This window comes from Bradyrhizobium sp. CER78 (assembly GCF_029846235.1).
GTDB lineage: Bacteria > Pseudomonadota > Alphaproteobacteria > Rhizobiales > Xanthobacteraceae > Bradyrhizobium.
The window spans coordinates 32,998-51,122 of the sequence record NZ_JARVWP010000026.1 but is presented as its reverse complement, the minus strand read 5'-3'; the positions used below and the strand labels follow the sequence as shown (position 1 = coordinate 51,122).

Below are 18,125 nucleotides of genomic sequence, written 5' to 3'. Positions count from 1 at the left end.
GATGAACATCAATACCTCGCCTGATCAGATCGTGCGCAGCTCGGGGCAGGTGACCCCGGGCTACATGTCCGGCTTCGGCAACAGCTTTGAGACCGAGGCGTTGCCCGGTGCGCTGCCGATGGGGCGCAACTCGCCGCAGCGCTGCGCCTACGGGCTCTATGCCGAGCAACTGTCCGGCTCGCCGTTCACGGCGCCACGCGGCACCAATGAGCGCTCCTGGCTCTACCGCATCCGGCCGTCGGTGCGGCACTCCGGCCGCTTCGCGAAGGCCGATGCCGGCCTGTGGCGCACCGCGCCGTGCCACGAATACGACATGCCGATCGCGCAGCTGCGCTGGGATCCGGCGCCGATCCCGAAGGAGGACATGACCTTCCTGCAGGGCGTGCAGACCATGACCACGGCGGGCGATGCCAACACCCAGGCGGGCATGGCGGCGCACGTCTATCTCATCACCAAATCGATGGTCGATCAGCATTTCTACAATGCCGATGGCGAGATGATGTTCGTGCTGCAGCAGGGCAATCTGCGTCTCGTCACCGAGTTCGGCCGCATCGATGCCGAGCCGGGCGAGATCGTGGTGATCCCGCGCGGCGTCAAATTCCGTGTCGAGATTCCGAATGGACCGGCGCGCGGCTATCTCTGCGAGAATTATGGCGGCGCCTTCACGCTGCCGGAGCGCGGCCCGATCGGCGCCAATTGCCTGGCCAATTCGCGCGACTTCCTGACGCCGGTGGCCGCCTACGAGGACAAGGACACGCCGACCGAGCTCTACGTGAAATGGGGCGGTTCGCTGTTCAAGACCACGTTGCCGCATTCGCCAATCGACGTGGTCGCCTGGCACGGCAATTACGCGCCCTACAAATACGATCTGCGCACCTTCTCGCCGGTCGGCGCGATCGCCTTCGACCATCCCGACCCGTCGATCTTCACGGTGCTCACCTCGCCGTCGGAGACCGCGGGCACCGCGAACATCGACTTCGTGATCTTCCCGGAGCGCTGGATGGTGGCCGACAACACCTTCCGCCCGCCGTGGTACCACATGAACATCATGTCGGAGTTCATGGGTCTGATCTATGGCGTCTACGACGCCAAGCCGCAGGGCTTCGTGCCGGGCGGCATCAGCCTGCACAATTGCATGCTGCCGCACGGTCCCGACCGCGAAGCCTTCGAGCACGCCAGCAACAGCGAGCTCAAGCCGGTGAAGCTGACCGGCACCATGGCCTTCATGTTCGAGACCCGCTTCCCGCAGCGCGTGACGCGGCACGCCGCGACGTCATCGACGCTGCAGGATGACTACTCGGATTGCTGGAAGGGCCTGGAAAAGAAGTTCGACCCGACCAAGCCGTGATCTTACCCTCCCCTGGAGGGGGAGGGTCGACGCGAATGAGATGAGCGGCGGGGTGGGGTGACAGTCTCTCCCTTGAGGCGGTACCCGAGTGGAGGGATCACCCCACCCCGTCTCGCATTTCGCTTCGCTCCATGCGAGCCGACCCTCCCCCTCCAGGGGAGGGTGGCGAAAGTGGCACCACCATTATTGCATCGAGAAAACGATGACCCACCCCAACGACCCCAAACTTCGCTCCTTCATCGACGTCGCGCCCACCTCCGACTTCCCGATCCAGAACCTGCCCTACGGCGTGTTCTCGTCGAAGGACGGCCTTGCGCCGCGCGTCGGCGTTGCGATCGGCGACTATGTGCTCGACCTCTGGGAGCTCGAGCAGGATTCCCGGCTCGATGTCGGGCCGCTCGGCGTGTTCTCGCAGCCGTCGCTGAACGCCTTCATGGCGCTCGGGCCGAAGGTGTGGTCGGCGACGCGGGCGCGGATCAGCGAGCTGCTGCGCTCGGATCATCCGGAGCTGCGCGACAACAGGGAATTGCGCGCACGGGCGCTGGTGCCGATGGCCGACGCCAGGCTGCACATGCCGTTCGCGGTCTCGGGCTATACCGATTTCTATTCGTCGAAGGAGCACGCCACCAATGTCGGCGTCATGTTCCGCGGCAAAGACAACGCGCTGCAGCCGAACTGGCTGCATATGCCGATCGGCTATAACGGCCGCGCTTCGACGGTGGTGGTGTCGGGCACCAAAGTGAAGCGGCCGCGCGGTCAGCTCAAGCCGCCGACCGCTGAGGTGCCGAGCTTCGGCCCCTGCAAGCGGCTCGACTTCGAGCTCGAGATGGGGGTCGTCGTCGGGCAGGCGTCAGCGATGGGCGAGATGCTGACCGAGAAGCAGGCCGAGGAGATGATCTTCGGCTTCGTCATCCTCAACGACTGGAGCGCGCGCGACATCCAGCAATGGGAGTATGTGCCGCTCGGCCCGTTCCAGGCCAAGGCGTTCGCGACCTCGATCAGCCCATGGGTGGTGACGCGCGAGGCGCTGGAGCCGTTCCGGATGCAGGGTCCGGCGCAAGAGCCGGAGCCGCTGGCCTATCTGAAGCAGGCCCAGCCAAACAATTACGACATGCAGCTCGATGTCGCCTTGCGGGCCGGCGCGATGAACGAGGCGAAGACGATCTGCAGCACCAACTTCAAGTACATGTACTGGTCGTCGGTGCAGCAGCTTGTGCACCATGCCTCCAGCGGCTGCGCGATGAATGTCGGCGATCTCCTAGGGTCCGGCACGATCTCCGGCCCGGAAAAGCACCAGCGCGGCAGTCTCCTGGAGATCAGCTGGAACGGCACCGAGCCGGTCGAGCTTGCCAGCGGCGTGACGCGCTCGTTCCTCGAGAACGGCGATTCGCTGGTCATGCGCGGCTGGTGCCAGGGCGACGGCTATCGTGTCGGGTTCGGCGAGGTCGAGGGGACGATCGTCGCGGCGGAATGACGTCTCGTCATTGCGAGCGAAGCGAAGCAATCCATCGATCCGCGTATGACGACGGATGGATTGCTTCGTCGCTTCGCTCCTCGCAATGACGAGGGAAGCTCACCGCTCCTCCGGCCTGATGTCCCTCAGCCGCGCCGTATGCGCCGCGCAGTCATCAAGACTATATTTCAGATGCACCCGCTTGTCCGACGGCGGCTGGTTCACGATGCAGACGCCCGCTCGCCACGGCTTGGTCGGGCGGATCGGGCGCGGCGCAAAGCCGCCGCCGCAGTTCGGGCAGACATTGCCGAGCTTGGTCTCAGCGCAATCCGCACAGAACGTGCATTCATAGGAACAGATCCGCGCGTCGGTGGCGCTCGGTGGCAGGTCCTTGTCGCAGTACTCGCAGTTCGGTCGCAGCTGCAGCGCCATGGTTGTCTCTCTTGCCGGATGTTGGAGGAATGATCGCAAATCGGACCGGGAAAGCGAATGACGTATTTCCCTCGATTCGCGACGGATCAGGTCGGTAGCGATTTCAGCGGCAGCTTGGTGCTCTCCTTCAGGCGGTCGAGCACGATCGAGGAGCGCACATGCGCCACGCTCTGGTGCGGCATCAGCACGTTGTTGACGATGTCGGACAGGCTCTTGAGGTCGCGCAGCATCACCTTCAGCACGTAGTCGGCATCCCCCGTCAGCGCGTAGGCCTCCTGGATGTCGTCGACGCGGTTGACCAGTTCGCGAAATCGCTTGGCATTGTCGGGCGAGTGGGTTGCCAGCGTAATGTGGATGAAGGCGATCAGGCCGAAGCCGAGCGCCTCGCCGGCGAGGTCGGCGTGGTAGCCGGAGATCACCTTCTCCTCCTCCAGCCGCATCCGCCGCCGCGAGCATTGCGAGGCGGATAGCCCGACGAGGTCGGCGAGCTGCTGGTTGGTCAGCCGGCCGTCATCCTGCAGCGCGGCGAGCATTTTGAGGTCGAAGGCGTCGACTTCTGGCATGCGTTAAATGTCCATTTCATGCACGGATCATGCGCGATATTAGCAAAACGGGCCTCATTTTGCACGCACGTTGCGTCGAAGATGACGGAAGCTGATCCCCAGACAAACCAGGGAGTTACCGCCATGGGTCCGTTTCCGCACGATGCGCCGCCCGCTGAAATCAGCGCCGACAACCCGATGGGCACCGATGGCTTCGAGTTCGTCGAATACGCTCATCCCAATCCGGCTGAGCTGCACGCGCTGTTCAAGCTGATGGGCTTCGTCGCGGTCGCCCGCCACCGGACCAAGGCGATCACGGTCTATCGCCAGGGCGATATCAACTATCTCGTCAATGAGGAGCCTGGCAGCCACGGCTTCAACTTCGTCGCCGCGCACGGCCCTTGCGCGCCGTCGATGGCGTTCCGCGTGGTCGATGCCAAGCACGCCTATGAGCGTGCGATCGCACTTGGCGCGGAGCCGGCGAATCTGTCGTCCGCGGAGAAGACGCTCGATGTCCCCGCGATCAAGGGTATCGGCGGCAGCCTGCTCTATTTCGTCGATCGCTATGGTGCCAAGGGCTCGGCCTATGATGCCGAGTTCGAATGGCTGGGGGCCGCCAACCCGCGTCCCGCGGGCTCGGGCCTTTATTACGTCGATCACCTCACCCACAACGTCCATCGCGGCCGCATGGATGTCTGGACCGGCTTCTATGCAAAGCTGTTCAACTTCCGCCAGATCCGCTTCTTCGACATCGAGGGCCGCGCCTCCGGCTTGTTCTCCCGCGCGCTGACCAGTCCGGACGGCAAGATCCGGATTCCGATCAACGAGGACGCCGGCGATTCCGGGCAGATCGAGGAATATCTCAATGTCTATCACGGCGAGGGCATCCAGCACATCGCCTGCGGCGCGCGCGACATCCACGCGACGGTCGAAAGGTTGCGCGCGGATGGCCTGCCGTTCATGCCGTCGCCGCCCGACACCTATTTCGAGCGGATCGACGCCCGTCTGCCCAAGCATGGCGAGGATGTCGCGCGGCTCAAGACCAACGGCATCCTGATCGACGGTGAGGGCGTGGTCGACGGCGGCCAGACCAAGGTGCTGCTGCAGATCTTCTCGGCGAACGCGATCGGGCCGATCTTCTTCGAATTCATCCAGCGCAAGGGCGACGATGGCTTCGGCGAAGGCAACTTCAAGGCGCTGTTCGAATCGATCGAGGAAGACCAGATCCGCCGCGGCGTGCTGAAGGTCGATCACGCGGCGTAAGCGAGCCGTAGCGTGCTACGCTAGCGTACAGTCAAAGGTGTCGTCCCGGCGAAGGCCGGGACCCATAACCACAGCTGTTCGTGGTTAGAAAACGCTGGGGCCCCAGCTGCGCGCAATCAGCGCGGCCGGTGGTTATGGGTCCCGGCCTTCGCCGGGACGACGGGGGATTTACTTCCCCGTTTTCCACTCGGCCGTCACATCCCCAATGCTCGCAAGTTCCGGCTCGCGGATCGCCGACGGCGTGCGCGAGAAGCGCGGCGCGGGGGCGGGCTGGGTGACGCCGTGGCGTTCGACGAACACCTGGCGCGCCGCCATGTGCGGATGCTTCGGCGCTTCCTCCATGGTCAGGATCGGGGCGAAGCAGATGTCGGTGCCTTCCATGATCTTGCACCAGTCGGCGCGCGACTTGCTCTTGAACACCTTTTCCAGCTTCGCCTTCAGCGCCGGCCAGGCCTTGCGGTCCATCTGCGCGTCGAAGTCGGCATCGGTGAGGTCGGCATGCTTGCGCAGCAGTGCGTAGAACTGCGGCTCGATCGAGCCGATCGAGATGAAATTGCCGCAGGAGCATTCGTAGACGCCGTAGAAATGCGCGCCGCCGTCGAGGAAATTCTGGTCGCGGCCGCCGCTCCAGCGGCCCTGCGCAGCCATGTCGTAGAACATCGACATCAGCGAGGCGGCGCCGTCGCACATCGCGGTGTCGACCACCTGGCCCTTGCCGGACTTCTGCGCTTCCAAGAGCGCGGCGAGCACGCCGACCACGAGGTACAGCGCGCCGCCGCCGAAATCGCCGACCAGGTTGAGCGGCGGCACCGGCTTCTCCTTGGTGCCGATCGCAGCCAGCGCACCCGTGATCGAGATGTAGTTGATGTCGTGGCCGGCGGCGTTGGCCAGCGGGCCTTCCTGGCCCCAGCCGGTCATGCGCCCGTAGACCAGTTTCGGATTGCGCGCGAACACGACATCGGGGCCGAGGCCGAGGCGCTCCATCACGCCGGGACGAAAGCCTTCGATCAGCGCATCGGCATGGCTCAGCAGGTCGAGCACTTCGGATATCGCCGCCTTGTTCTTGAGGTCGAGCTCGATGACCTTGCGGCCGCGGGTCGCGACCGCCTTCAAATTCTTGCCCGCGCCGACCCGGTCCAGCGTGATGACCTCGGCGCCCATGTCGGCGAGCAGCATGCAGGCGAACGGGCCGGGGCCGATGCCGGCGAATTCGACGATGCGGAAGCCCGTGAGCGGGCCCGAGGTGCGAGCGGCGGTTTGGGAGGCGGGCTTATCGAGCACGTTGTTGTTCCGTTGTTGCTATTGGGGAGTAATCGAAGGGATCTTGTTCACTTGTCCGACGCGCCAGGGGACCGCACCGGCGCTGCCGTCAAAGGCGCGGCCTAGCCGTCGCTAGCCATGGGAATGGGGGCTCGTTTGCTCTGCCGAACGTCATGGGTCCTCTCCCCGGGGCCGTCCGTCTGACGGTATTTTTAATTAGCTGATTAGCTAAATTCTCTCGCCTAATGCGGGATGTGGCAAGTCCTTTCGGCTGGAATGCCAGCAAAACGCGAACGGCGCGCATCGCTGCGCGCCGTCTGCATAGGTTCCGGTAGGATAGCGGTTAGCCGGCGGCGGTCACCGCCCGCTGTCCCATCACCTTCACCAGGTTCGCACGGTAATCCGCCGAGCCATGGATGTCGGCGAGCAGGCCGCTCGCCGGGATCGTGACGCTGTCGAGCGCCGACGCCGCCCAGTTCGCCTTCAGCGCCTGCTCGATCGGCGCCACCCGCATGACGCCGCTCTGCGACGCACCTGTCGCGGCGACGCGCACGTCACCCGACTTGGTCTTGGCGACAAACACGCCGGTCAGCGCGAAGCGCGAGGCCGGGTTCGGAAACTTCGCATAGCCCGCCTTGGCCGGAACCGGGAACGACACCGCGGTGATGATCTCGCCATCCTCGAGTGCCGTTGAGAACAGGCCCTTGAAGAAGTCCTCCGCCGCGATTGACCGCTTGTTGGTCTTGACAACAGCGCCAAGCGCCAGCACCGCCGCCGGATAGTCCGCCGCCGGGTCGTTGTTGGCGAGTGAACCGCCGATCGTGCCGCGATAGCGCACGGCGGGATCGCCGATCTCCGACGCCAGTTTGGCGAGCGCCGGGATCGCCTTCTTGACCGCATCGCTTTGCGCCACATCGTAATGCGGCGTAGCGGCCTTGATGGTGACCGTGTCGCCCGAAACCTCGATGCCGATCATCTCCTGCACCTTGGAGAGGTCGATCACGTCGGAAGGCGCGGCGAGACGCTGCTTCATCACGGGGAGGAGGGTCTGTCCGCCGGCGAGGAATTTTGATTCCGCGCCTTTGGCGAAGGTCGCAGCGGCATCGGCGACCGAGGAAGCGCGGTGATAATTTGTCTCGTACATGGCTCTTCCTCCCTCAACCGTGAATGGCGTGCCAGACGCGATCGGGCGTCGCCGGCATTTCCAGCTTGTTGTTGCCGATGGCGTCCGTGATCGCGTTGATCACGGCAGCAGAGGCGCCGATTGCGCCGGCTTCGCCGCAGCCCTTGACGCCGAGCGGGTTGCCCGGACACAGCGTCGTGGTGTGGGAGAGCTGGAACGACGGCAGGTCGTCGGCCCTTGGCATCGTGTAATCCATGAACGACGCGGTCACGAGCTGGCCGGTGTCGTCATAGACCGCACCTTCGAGCAGCGCCTGGCCGATGCCCTGCGCAAGGCCGCCATGGACCTGGCCTTCGACGATCATCGGGTTGATCAGCCGGCCGAAGTCGTCCGCCGCCACGAAGTTGACGAAGGAGGTCTTGCCGGTGCCGGGATCGACCTCGAGCTCGCAGATGTAAGCGCCGGCCGGGAAGGTGAAGTTGGTCGGGTCGTAGAACGCCGTCTCCTTCAGGCCGGGCTCCATGCCGTCAGGCAGGTTGTGCGCGGTGTAGGCGGCGAGCGCGACCATCGGCAGCGCGATCGACTTGTCGGTGCCGGTGACCTTGAACTCGCCGTTCTCGATCACGATGTCGCTCTCGGACGCCTCGAGCGCATGCGCCGCGATCTTCTTGGCCTTGGCCTCGACCTTCTCCATCGCCTTCACGATCGCCGTACCGCCGACCGCGAGCGAGCGCGAGCCGTAGGTGCCCATGCCGAACTGCACCTTGTCGGTGTCGCCATGGACGATCGAGACCTGGCTGATCGGCACGCCGAGCCGCTCGGCGATGATCTGGCAGAACGTCGTCTCATGGCCCTGGCCGTGGCTGTGCGAGCCGGTGAGCACCTCGATGGTGCCGACCGGGTTGACGCGGATCTCCGCTGACTCCCACAGACCGACGCCGGCACCGAGACTGCCGACCGCCTTCGACGGCGCGATGCCGCAGGCCTCGATGTAGCAGGAGAGGCCGATGCCGCGCAGCTTGCCGTCGGCCTTCGCCTTGGCCTTGCGCGCCGGGAAGCCGGCATAGTCGATCGCCTTCATCGCGGCGTCGATCGAGGCGTGGAAGTCGCCGATGTCATACGCCATGATGACCGGCGTCTGATACGGGAACGTGGTGATGAAGTTCTTCTTGCGCAGCTCGGCCGGATCGACCTTCAACTGCCGCGCCGCCGTCTCCATCATCCGCTCGATCAGATAGCTCGCCTCGGGACGGCCGGCGCCGCGATAGGCGTCGACCGGCGTGGTGTTGGTGTAGACGCCGATCACCTCGGCGTAGATCGCCGGGATCACGTACTGGCCCGACAGCAGCGTCGCGTAGAGATAGGTCGGCACCGCCGAGGAGAACAGCGACATATAGGCGCCGAAATTGGCGTGGGTCTTGACCCGCAGGCCAAGGATTTTGTTGTCCTTGTCGAACGCCATCTCCGCCTTCGAGACATGGTCGCGGCCATGCGCGTCGGTGAGGAAGGCTTCCGAACGATCACCGGTCCACTTCACCGGGCGGTTGACCTTCTTGGATGCCCACAGCGCCACCATCTCTTCCGGATAGATGTAGATCTTGGAGCCGAAGCCGCCGCCGACGTCGGGCGCGATCACGCGCAGCTTGTGCTCCGGCGCGATGTTGTAGAACGCCGACAGCACGAGGCGGGCGACGTGCGGGTTCTGCGACGTCGTGTAGAGCGTGTAGTGCTCCTCGGCCTGGTCGTAATGCGCGACCGCCGCGCGCGGCTCCATCGCATTCGGCACCAGGCGGTTGTTGGTGAGGTCGAGCGTCACCACATTGGCGGCCTTGCTGAAGGCATCCTTGACCGCGGCTTCGTCGCCGAGATGCCAGTCATAGACGATGTTGCCGGGGGCTTCGGGATGCAGCTGCGGCGCGCCCGGCTTGATCGCGGCCTTGATGTCGGCCGCCGCGGGAAGCTCTTCGTAATCGACGACGACGGCTTCGGCCGCATCCTTGGCCTGGTTCTTGGTCTCCGCGATCACGACCGCGACCGCCTGTCCGACGAAGCGCACGGTCTCCGGCGCCATCGCCGGCCACGCGCCCATTTTCATCGGCGAACCGTCCTTGGAGGTGATCGCCCAGCCGCAGATCAGATTGCCGACCTTGTCGTCGACGATCTGCTGTCCGGTCAGCACCGCGATCACGCCCGGCATCTTCATGGCCTCGGTGGAGTCGATGCCCTTGACCTTGGCATGTGCATGCGGGCTGCGGATGAAGTGCGCGTAACTCATGCCGACCATTTTGACGTCGTCGACGTAACGTCCTTGTCCGGTGATGAACCGGCGATCTTCCTTGCGCACGACACGTGCGCCAATTCCTTCAACACCCATTGTCTTGTCCTCCCGACCGGAGATTCGATTTGCCGCCGTTTCCATCGAGACCGGCGGTGATGAGCTTGATCGTATGCGTTGTGCGGGCTGCTATTCGGCGGCCTGCGCCACCTTCATGCGGCCGGCAGCGTCGAGCACCGCCTTAACGATGTTGTGGTAGCCGGTGCAGCGGCAGATGTTGCCTTCGAGCTCATGGCGAACCGTTTCCTCATCGAGCTTGCCGCTATGGCGGTGTACGATATCGACCGCGGACATGATCATGCCGGGGGTGCAATAGCCGCACTGCAGGCCGTGATTGTCGCGGAACGCCGCCTGCATCGGATGCAGCTCGTCGCCCTTGGCGAGGCCTTCGATCGTGGTGACGTTGGAGCCGGCGGCCTGGCCGGCCAGCATGGTGCAGGATTTGACCGCCCGTCCATCGACATGGACGACGCAGGCGCCGCACTGGCTGGTATCGCAGCCGACATGGGTGCCGGTGAGGTTGAGGTTTTCGCGCAAGAGATGCACGAGGAGGGTCCGGTCCTCGACGTCGACCGAAACCGCCCTGCCGTTTACCGTCAGTTTGACTGTAGACACGCGTTTCTCCCAATAGCTTCGTTATGGGCCCAGTAGATCACGCTTCATGTGGGACGTAACCGCGATCAAAGTCGTAGGTGCGGCCCTGTCAGGAAGGCTCCGGGCTGTGCCTGTGATCCTAGCAGGCGGCCGTTCAATGGGCAATTTGCAAGCGGCCAGTCGCGTGCTCCGGCGCGATGAAAATGCCCGGCGGCGTAAGCGATTTTGGGCCGACTGACGCTGTTAGCGGCACGCAAAAATCGTTGCCGCTGACGCTACTACCTTCCGCCTATAACGACGCAAAAGCGTTGCTGTCATTTTGATCGCCGACGCAGCGACGCAAGATCGCTGGTTCATGAAATTGGGTATCGATTCGCGCGCGCGATGCATCCATCGCGGCAACGAAACCATATTGGAGGAAGCCAATGAAGCTGAGGAGCGGGATTTTCTTTGCCGGTGTGTCGCTGGTTGCCATGGTGATGGCCAGCATTGGTGCGTCGAAAGCAAATGATTCCGTCGTGAAGGCGGCGTCCGATCCGAACGGATGGGCGATCGCCGGCCACGACTACGGCAATACGCGCTTCAGCCCGCTGAAGCAGATCAATTCCGAGAATGCCGGCAAGCTGCAGCTCGTCTACTCGCTGTCGCTTGCCTCGCTGCGATCCAACGAGTCCTCGCCGCTGGTGATCGGCAAGACGCTCTATGTCTCGACCTCGTGGGGTCCGAAATACGTCTATGCGATCGACGCCGCGACCGGTGCGCGCAAATGGACCTGGCAGCCCGACATTCCCGATGACGTGCTTCAATACGCCTGCTGCGACGTCAACAATCGCGGCGTGTCCTATGCCGAAGGCAAGATCTTCGTCGGCCGCCTCGACGGCAAGCTGACCGCGCTCGACGCCGAGACCGGCAAAGAGCTCTGGACCTCGACGGTCGTCGACTACAAGCAGGGCTCGGTCATCACCTCGCCGCCGCTTATCGTCCGCGACAAGGTCATCACCGGCTTCGGCGGCGGCGAATACGGCGTCCGCGGCTCGTTGCAGGCCTTCAACCTCAAGGACGGCAAGCTGCTCTGGCAGACCTTCACGGTGCCGGCGCCGGGCGAGCCCGGCAGCGACACCTGGAAGGGCGACACCGGGCAGCATGGCGGCGGCGCCGCCTGGCTGGTCGGCTCCTACGACGCCAAGACCGATACGGTCTACTGGGGTACCAGCAATCCGGGACCGTGGAATACCGGCGTGCGCTCCACCGGCGACGGCAATTTCGGCAAGCTGACCAACCTCTATACGGCCTCGACGCTGGCGATCGATCCCAACACCGGCAAGATCAAGTGGCACATCCAGGGCACGCCGGCCGACGCCTGGGACTATGACGGCGTCAACGAGCTCTTGCTCGCCGACCTCAAGATCAAGGGCGCCGAAACCCCCGTTCTGATGAAGGCGGATCGCAACGGCTTCTTCTTCGTCGCCAACCGCGAGACCGGCAAGGTGATCTCGGCCGAGAAGTACGTCTTCGCCAACTGGGCCAAGAAGTGGGACATCAACACGATGCGGGCGGAAGAGGATCCGGACAAGCGTCCGGGCCCCGGCCATCCCGCCAAGGACATCTGCCCGAACCTGATCGGCGGCAAGAACTGGCAGCCGATGTCGTTCAACCCTGGGACCGGCCTCGTCTACATCCCGAGCAACAATGTCTGCATGGACTGGTCGGTCTCTGACGTGAACTACAAGCGCGGCGTGTTCTATCTCGGCGCCGAATTCCCGACCAAGCCGGGACCCGGCGGCTTCCTCGGTGAGCTCGTGGCCTGGGATCCCGTGGCCAACAAGAAGGTGTGGAGCATCAAGGAAGACCTGCCCTTCAACGGCGGCACGCTGACGACCGGCGGCAATCTGGTGTTCTCCGGCAATCTGCACGGCGATTTCCGCGCCATCGATGCCAAGAACGGCAAGGTGCTGTGGAGCAAGAACCTCGGCAGCGGCATCGGCGCTGGCCCGGTGACCTATTCGGTCGACGGCAAGCAGTATGTCGCGATCGTGGTCGGACGCACCGCGGCGCTGCCGGCTTTCCTCGGTGACATCGGCAAGAAGATGGTCGCCGCGGCGCCGGAAGGCGGCTCGCTGTTCGTGTTCGCCCTGCAGTAACGACCCTCACGAGGAGGCAGCATTGTCCGTGTCACGCATCAACTCGAACAAAGTGCCGAGCTCAACGCGCAGCGTGCAGTTGGGGAAGGTGATCCGGACCGTGCTGCTCTCCGCCACGCTACTCGCGCCGGCCTTTTCGGCCGGCGCGGAAGAGGCCAAGCCGCCGCTGCGGCTTTGCGCCGACCCGACCAACCTGCCGTTCTCGAGCGACGAACCCGGCAAGCCCGGTCTCTATCTCGAGATTGGTCAGGCGGTGGCGCAAAGGCTCGGCCGCACGGTGAGCCATAATTGGTACAAATCCTATTTCGGCAAGCGCACCGTGCGGGAGACGCTGCTCAGCAAGCAGTGCGACGCCATGGTCGGCCTGCCGCTGATCGACGATTTCATGGGCCCGGCGGTGATCTTCTCGAAGCCGATCGCTCATGAAGGCTATGCGCTGGTCGGCGCCAGGGATCGCAAGCTTGCCGGCATCGACGATCTCAGGGGATTGCGGGTTGCGGTGCAGTATCAATCGACGCCGCAAAACCTGCTGGCGATGCGCGACGATGTCCAGAAGGTCACCGTGCTCAGCCCGGAAGAGGGCATGACCGCCCTCGACCAGGGCAAGGTCGATGTCGCCTTCATCTGGGCGCCGGTGGCGGGCTGGCTCAACAAGACCAGCTACGGCGACAAGTATCAGATCGTCTCGACCGAGGGCGACGGCCTGCTCTGGGCGACCGCGATCGGGTTCGCTAAGGCGTCCGGAGCGCTGCGCGATGAGGTCGATGGCGTGCTGCCGTCGCTGCAGGGCGACATTTCGGCCCTGTTCGCCAAATATGGTGTGCCGAACGGTGCTCCGGTGAAGTTCGGCCAGGCCGCGCCGGCGACGACATCGTCCATCGGGGCCAGCGAGCCGGTCACGGTTGGGCAGGCGACTGCGGCCGAGAAGCCGGTTCAGACCGCCGCATCCGCAGGGGATGCCAAAGGCGATTCCATCGCGGGCCGGGAGGTCTTCAACGGCACCTGCGCCCATTGCCATGGTCCGGATGCGGTGCAGGCCGAACGAAAGATCGATCTCAGGCTGCTCAAGAAGCGCTATGCTGACGACATGGAATCGACGTTCTGGAAGACGGTCCATGACGGGCGGCCAGCCAAGGGCATGCCGGCCTGGAAGGACGTCTTCAGCGACGACGAGCTCAGAAACGTATATGCCTATCTGCAGAGCGTGCAGGATACCGGCGGGAACTAGGTGAAGAGCAGTGCGAGGGTCCTCATGATGGGGTTCCTGATCATCGACGATCACCCCCTGTTCGGGGAGGCGCTTGGCAATGCCATCCGCATCTCGCATCCCGATGCCCGGATCTATGAGGCGACCTCGATCAAGGGCGCGCTCGGCATTCTGGCCAGCGAGCCGAATATTGATTTGGCGCTGCTCGATCTGCTGCTGCCCGACGTGGTCGGCTTCTCCGGCTTCCAGAAGCTCAGGGATCGCTATCCGCGGCTGCCGATCGCCATTGTCTCCAGTGAAGAAGACAAGCACACCATCCGCGAGGCGCTGGAAATGGGCGCGGTCGGTTATCTGCCGAAATCGACCTCACTCGGCGAATTGTCGCAGGCGATCGCGCGGGTGCTGAGCGGATCGGTCTCGGCACCGCGGGATTTCGTCGCGGTCGGCGCGCTGGACCAGTCCGAGACGGCGCGAACGCTGCGCGAGCGGATCCAGAAGCTGACGCCGCAGCAGATCCGCGTGCTGCACTTGATCATCCGCGGCCTGCAGAATCGCGAGATCGCCTCCGAGCTCAAGCTCGCGGAATCCACTGTCAAGGCGCATGTCACCGAGATCCTGCGCAAGCTGAAGCTGTTCAGCCGCAACAAGGCGATCATCGAGCTCGGCAAGATTCCGCTTCCGGCCCTTGAGACCAGCTCGGGAGCGAAGGCGGAGAAGACGCCTTAAGGCCTGCTGCGCTGCAAGGCGAATGCATTGACTATCCGCCTATAGGCTGTTGGTCGGCTTTGAGATAACGTCGTGCACATCATGGCTGTCATCAGCGATCCGAGGGAGGACGGCGCAGCATTGACCACGACCGCGCCCCTGGCGGACGAGCCGCCGCTCGATCAGGCGGGTGCGCCTCGACTGCTGATCGTCGAGGATCACCCGCTGTTCCGGGCCGCCCTGATCGGCGTGATCGGGGCCGAATTTCCCGATGCCGAGGTGCTGCAGGCGACCTCGATCGACGGCGCGCTTGATGTGATCGCCGCGCGCGATGGCCTCGATCTGATCCTGCTCGATCTGTCGATGCCCGGGACCACGGGCCTGCTGGGCGCCTACCGGGTGCGCGCCGCGGCGCCGCGCAGCGCGCTGGTGATCGTGTCGGCGCATGACGATTCCCGGATCATCGGCGGCGCGATCTCGCTCGGCATTTCCGGATTTATTCCGAAGTCGACGCCGAAGGCCGAACTGGCCCGCCTGCTGCGCGGCATCCTCGAAGGCGAGGTGTGCCTGCCGACGCGCTTCCGCGATGCCGCCGCGGCGCGGAAGGGCCAGGCCGAGACCAAGGAACTGGTGCAGCAGCTCGGCCAGTTCACCGCCCAGCAGCTGCGCGTGCTCGACATGATCTGCCGCGGCCTGCAGAACAAGCACATCGCCTATCAACTCGATATCTCGGTCACCACCGTGAAGGTGCATGTCTCGGAGATCCTGCGCAAGCTCGGCGTGCGCAGCCGGACCGAGGCCATCATCGCGCTGTCGAAACTGGATTTCGGCAAGCAGGACCATGCACCGGTGACGGCCGCGCCGCACAACGCTGAATCATAGCCGCGCACCCGATTGCTCCGCCGCGAGCAGGAACGACAGCAGCGAGCGCATCTCGGCGGGCTTGATCGGCTTCTTCAGGAGTTCGTGGCCAAAGGCCGAGACGTCGGAGGCGGCCTTGGCCGAGTAGTCGGCGGTGACGATGATCGCCGGCACCTTGGCGTTGATCTCGCCGCGGATCACGTCGACGGCCTGGATCCCGGTCTCGCCATTGTCGAGATGCAGGTCGGCGATGATGGCGTCGGGAATGCCGTCCAGCGCGTGGATGCGTTCGAGCGCCTCGGTCTTCGAGATCGTCACGGCAACGTCGCAGCCCCATTTCTCCAGCAGATGCGCGAGACCCTCGGCGCTCGATAGGTCGTTCTCGATCAGCAGGATCTTCGCGCCCTCCATGCCGCCATAGCGATAGTCGACGCTGGCCTGCTCGCGCACCGGGATCGCAACCGGATCGAGGGTGCGCGGCACCGTGACCGAGAACACCGAGCCCTTGCCGGCGCGCGAACTCAGCCTGATGTTATGGCCGAGCAGGTCGGCAAAGCGGCGCACGATCGAAAGACCGAGCCCGATGCCTGCCTTGTCGCCGGCGCCGGCGTCGCCGCGCTGAAACTCGACGAAGATCGCCTCGCGCTGGGCTTCCGGGATGCCCGGCCCGGTGTCGTGCACCTCGATGCAGATATCGTCGCCCTTGAGGCGGCATCCCATCAGCACGGTGCCGCGCTGGGTGTAGCGCAGCGCGTTGGCCAAGAGGTTCTGCAGGATCCGGCGCAGCATCAGCGGATCGGAGCGGACCACCGCCGACGACGGCATGATCCGGAAGTCGAGATTGCGCTTGGCGGCGGTCGCCACGAATTCCTGCTGCAGCGGCTCGAACAGCGAGGCGATCGCGACCGGACCGAATTCGGGCCTGAGCACGCCGGCATCGAGCTTCGAGATGTCGAGCAGCGTCCGCAGCATATCCTCGAGCGTCGCCAGCGAGCGGTCGATCTGGTCGGTCAGCGCGACGCTCTTGGGCTCGGTCGCCATCTCGGTCAGCGCGGACAGCGTCAGCCGCGCCGCATTCAGCGGCTGCAACAGGTCGTGCGTCACCGAAACCAGCACCGATGATTTCAGCGAGCTTGCCGCCTCGGCCTGCTGCTTGGCTTGCAGCAGGCGTCCGTTGGTCTTCTCCAGCGATTGCAGCGCCTGCTTGAGCTGCTGGGTTCGGTCGCGCACCTGCTGATCCAGCGCGATCGCGGTCTCGAACAGGGAGAAGGCGTTGAGCTGCTGGTCGGTCGAACGTTCGACGCGCGACATCAGCGCCGCGTTGATCTTGCGCAGCTTCTCGGCTTCGCGTTCGAGGGCAGCGATGCGCGTGGTCTTTGTGTCGGTCATTGCGGCGCGACAGCCCGCTTGCCGATGGCGATGCCGGTCAGCGTCTGGTTGACATGCATGGAGCGATACTGCTCGCCATAGGTCTGAAAGCCAATCACTTTATTGCGGCGATAGAGCTCCGACATCTCCCGCGACAGCTGGCGCTGCTCGACGTCGAGCCGGCGCAGCACGCATTCGAAGCCGATGAACATCGAGACCTCGCCGAGATCCTCGGTCAGCTCCTTGAGCAGGCGGCTCGTGACGTCGATCGGATCGCGCTCGCGCGCCACCGTCAGCACCATGCCCTCGTCGATGGCGCAGAAGAATTGCAGCGACCCGTCGGGATTGGTGCGCTGGATCGACCGCGCATAATAGGCGCCGCCGACGCGGACCAGCACCGGATGCGCCGCGAACGAGAACAGTTCGAGCTTGCTGTCGCTGAGGCCGACGGCGCGGGAATATTCCAGCGCGGCCGGCTCGGCGTTCAACTCCTTGACGATGCGGTGCTCGATGTCGGCCTCGGTCACCACCATCTTGGTCGAGGTCGGCTCGAAATGGTCGCACTTGAACAGGCGGAACGGCAGCCGGGTCCGGATCAGGATCAGGACGGCGGCGTCGGTATGGGCCTTGCCGCCGTGGAACACCCAGGACTTCTCGAAGCGCAGGCCGTCGCCGGCGGAGCCGCCGACCACCGGGATGTCGCCGAGCGATGCGTAGATCGCCGACATGATGGTTTCCTCGCGCTGGCACATGCCGTCGATGAACAGCAGCCCGAAGGAATCGTCGGTGTGATCGCAATGCTCGGTGCGCTGCGCGAATTCGCTCTGCAACTCGGTGCAGATCGAGCGGCCGTGGTCGACCCGAAACGTCGCGAGGTCGAACAGCGGCCGGGCCGCGATGACGAAATCGGCCGCGTCGAAGCCCATCGCGACGACGCTGTCTTCCTCCCAGCCGCCGGGCGATAGTTCTCCCGCCGTGGTGCAGCCGAAGATCGGAATGTCGGGCAACCGGCCGGACAGTTCGGCAATGAATTGTTGCGGATCATAGAACGGCGACACGAACACCACGAGCATAGCGAGATCGACCGCCGCCAATTGGCGCGCGATCTCGTCGGCGGCCTCCCGCGGCCCGGTGGTCTTTGCCTGCACCACGACAATACTGTCGGTGGCGCTGCCGTTCTGCTTCGCCAAAGGCGTCCTCCCTGACCAGAATTTTTTGCTTTTCTTGGCGCGGTCGGCCGCGCGGGTCGCAAGAGTGTCGGCGCCATGCCGCGAGGTTCGCGGTTCGGCCCGTCTTTATATTCTAGGTCGTGAGGGGGAATGTCATTGGCCGGGCCACTTCGCCGGCAGCTATGCTCGCCGCAAGCGCCAACGGCGCCGCTCGACGCGATGACATGGGACACCTCCCGATGTGTTCTCCTGGCCCGGGCAGGGACAGGTTTGATCGGTTCTAAAGTATCGGGCCGGACCCGCGCGTCAATCACCTTGCCCGCA

16 protein-coding genes are annotated in these 18,125 nt (G+C 64.5%); 7 read left to right on the top strand and 9 right to left on the bottom strand.

The window, feature by feature from the left end:
- Position 1 precedes the first annotated feature (1 nt).
- Both hmgA and fahA read left to right on the top strand, forming a co-directional pair.
- Positions 2 to 1,348, top strand: coding sequence for a homogentisate 1,2-dioxygenase (hmgA, locus tag QDT69_RS34680; protein ID WP_279710961.1), 1,347 nt, complete (start codon positions 2 to 4; stop codon positions 1,346 to 1,348).
- Between the two features lie 202 nt (positions 1,349 to 1,550).
- Positions 1,551 to 2,822 carry a fumarylacetoacetase gene (gene fahA, locus QDT69_RS34675; RefSeq protein WP_279710960.1) on the top strand — a complete coding sequence of 424 codons (1,272 nt, stop codon included), beginning with the start codon at positions 1,551 to 1,553 and terminating at the stop codon, positions 2,820 to 2,822.
- A 99-nt stretch (positions 2,823 to 2,921) separates the two neighbouring features.
- Here the strand turns inward: fahA and QDT69_RS34670 are convergent, their stop codons facing one another.
- Both QDT69_RS34670 and QDT69_RS34665 read right to left on the bottom strand, forming a co-directional pair.
- Positions 2,922 to 3,233, bottom strand: a complete 312-nt coding sequence (locus QDT69_RS34670; RefSeq protein ID WP_279710959.1) for a DUF1272 domain-containing protein — start codon at positions 3,231 to 3,233, stop codon at positions 2,922 to 2,924.
- An 86-nt stretch (positions 3,234 to 3,319) separates the two neighbouring features.
- Positions 3,320 to 3,796 carry an Lrp/AsnC family transcriptional regulator gene (locus QDT69_RS34665; protein WP_279710957.1) on the bottom strand — a complete coding sequence of 159 codons (477 nt, stop codon included), beginning with the start codon at positions 3,794 to 3,796 and terminating at the stop codon, positions 3,320 to 3,322.
- A 123-nt stretch (positions 3,797 to 3,919) separates the two neighbouring features.
- Here QDT69_RS34665 and hppD point away from each other — a divergent pair, with 123 nt between their 5' ends.
- Positions 3,920 to 5,038 carry a 4-hydroxyphenylpyruvate dioxygenase gene (gene hppD, locus QDT69_RS34660; protein WP_279710956.1) on the top strand — a complete coding sequence of 373 codons (1,119 nt, stop codon included), beginning with the start codon at positions 3,920 to 3,922 and terminating at the stop codon, positions 5,036 to 5,038.
- Positions 5,039 to 5,206: 168 nt separating this feature from the next.
- On the opposite strand, the gene QDT69_RS34655 is transcribed toward hppD, so the two are convergent.
- From QDT69_RS34655 to QDT69_RS34635, 5 genes are all read right to left on the bottom strand, one after another.
- Positions 5,207 to 6,319, bottom strand: coding sequence for a CaiB/BaiF CoA-transferase family protein (locus tag QDT69_RS34655; protein ID WP_279710955.1), 1,113 nt, complete (start codon positions 6,317 to 6,319; stop codon positions 5,207 to 5,209).
- A gap of 322 nt (positions 6,320 to 6,641) precedes the next feature.
- Positions 6,642 to 7,442 (bottom strand): xanthine dehydrogenase family protein subunit M, encoded by an 801-nt coding sequence (locus tag QDT69_RS34650; protein ID WP_279710954.1) that lies wholly within the window; start codon positions 7,440 to 7,442, stop codon positions 6,642 to 6,644.
- 13 nt (positions 7,443 to 7,455) lie between these two features.
- Entirely contained in the window at positions 7,456 to 9,795 is a 2,340-nt protein-coding gene (locus QDT69_RS34645; protein ID WP_279710953.1) for a xanthine dehydrogenase family protein molybdopterin-binding subunit, read from the bottom strand.
- Between the two features lie 90 nt (positions 9,796 to 9,885).
- A complete protein-coding gene (locus QDT69_RS34640) occupies positions 9,886 to 10,371 on the bottom strand; it encodes a 2Fe-2S iron-sulfur cluster-binding protein (RefSeq protein WP_279710952.1) in 486 nt (161 codons plus the stop codon).
- A 268-nt stretch (positions 10,372 to 10,639) separates the two neighbouring features.
- Complete coding sequence (locus QDT69_RS34635) at positions 10,640 to 10,840, bottom strand: hypothetical protein (protein WP_279710951.1); 201 nt, start codon at positions 10,838 to 10,840, stop codon at positions 10,640 to 10,642.
- Here QDT69_RS34635 and QDT69_RS34630 point away from each other — a divergent pair.
- From QDT69_RS34630 to QDT69_RS34615, 4 genes are all read left to right on the top strand, one after another.
- Positions 10,824 to 12,491 (top strand): PQQ-dependent methanol/ethanol family dehydrogenase, encoded by a 1,668-nt coding sequence (locus QDT69_RS34630; protein WP_347952184.1) that lies wholly within the window; start codon positions 10,824 to 10,826, stop codon positions 12,489 to 12,491. The genes QDT69_RS34635 and QDT69_RS34630 overlap by 17 nt on opposite strands.
- A 28-nt stretch (positions 12,492 to 12,519) precedes the next feature.
- Positions 12,520 to 13,719: a transporter substrate-binding domain-containing protein gene (locus QDT69_RS34625; protein WP_347952185.1), complete on the top strand. Its 1,200-nt coding sequence runs from the start codon at positions 12,520 to 12,522 to the stop codon at positions 13,717 to 13,719.
- A gap of 24 nt (positions 13,720 to 13,743) precedes the next feature.
- Positions 13,744 to 14,424, top strand: coding sequence for a response regulator transcription factor (locus QDT69_RS34620; RefSeq protein WP_279710948.1), 681 nt, complete (start codon positions 13,744 to 13,746; stop codon positions 14,422 to 14,424).
- A gap of 81 nt (positions 14,425 to 14,505) precedes the next feature.
- Entirely contained in the window at positions 14,506 to 15,285 is a 780-nt protein-coding gene (locus QDT69_RS34615; protein ID WP_279710947.1) for a response regulator transcription factor, read from the top strand.
- Here the strand turns inward: QDT69_RS34615 and QDT69_RS34610 are convergent.
- Positions 15,280 to 16,653: an ATP-binding protein gene (locus tag QDT69_RS34610; RefSeq protein WP_279710946.1), complete on the bottom strand. Its 1,374-nt coding sequence runs from the start codon at positions 16,651 to 16,653 to the stop codon at positions 15,280 to 15,282. The two genes, QDT69_RS34615 and QDT69_RS34610, sit on opposite strands and share 6 nt — an antisense overlap.
- Positions 16,650 to 17,822, bottom strand: coding sequence for an FIST N-terminal domain-containing protein (locus QDT69_RS34605; RefSeq protein ID WP_279710945.1), 1,173 nt, complete (start codon positions 17,820 to 17,822; stop codon positions 16,650 to 16,652). Before QDT69_RS34605 ends, QDT69_RS34610 begins: the two co-directional genes overlap by 4 nt.
- Between the last annotated feature and the right edge of the window lie 303 nt (positions 17,823 to 18,125).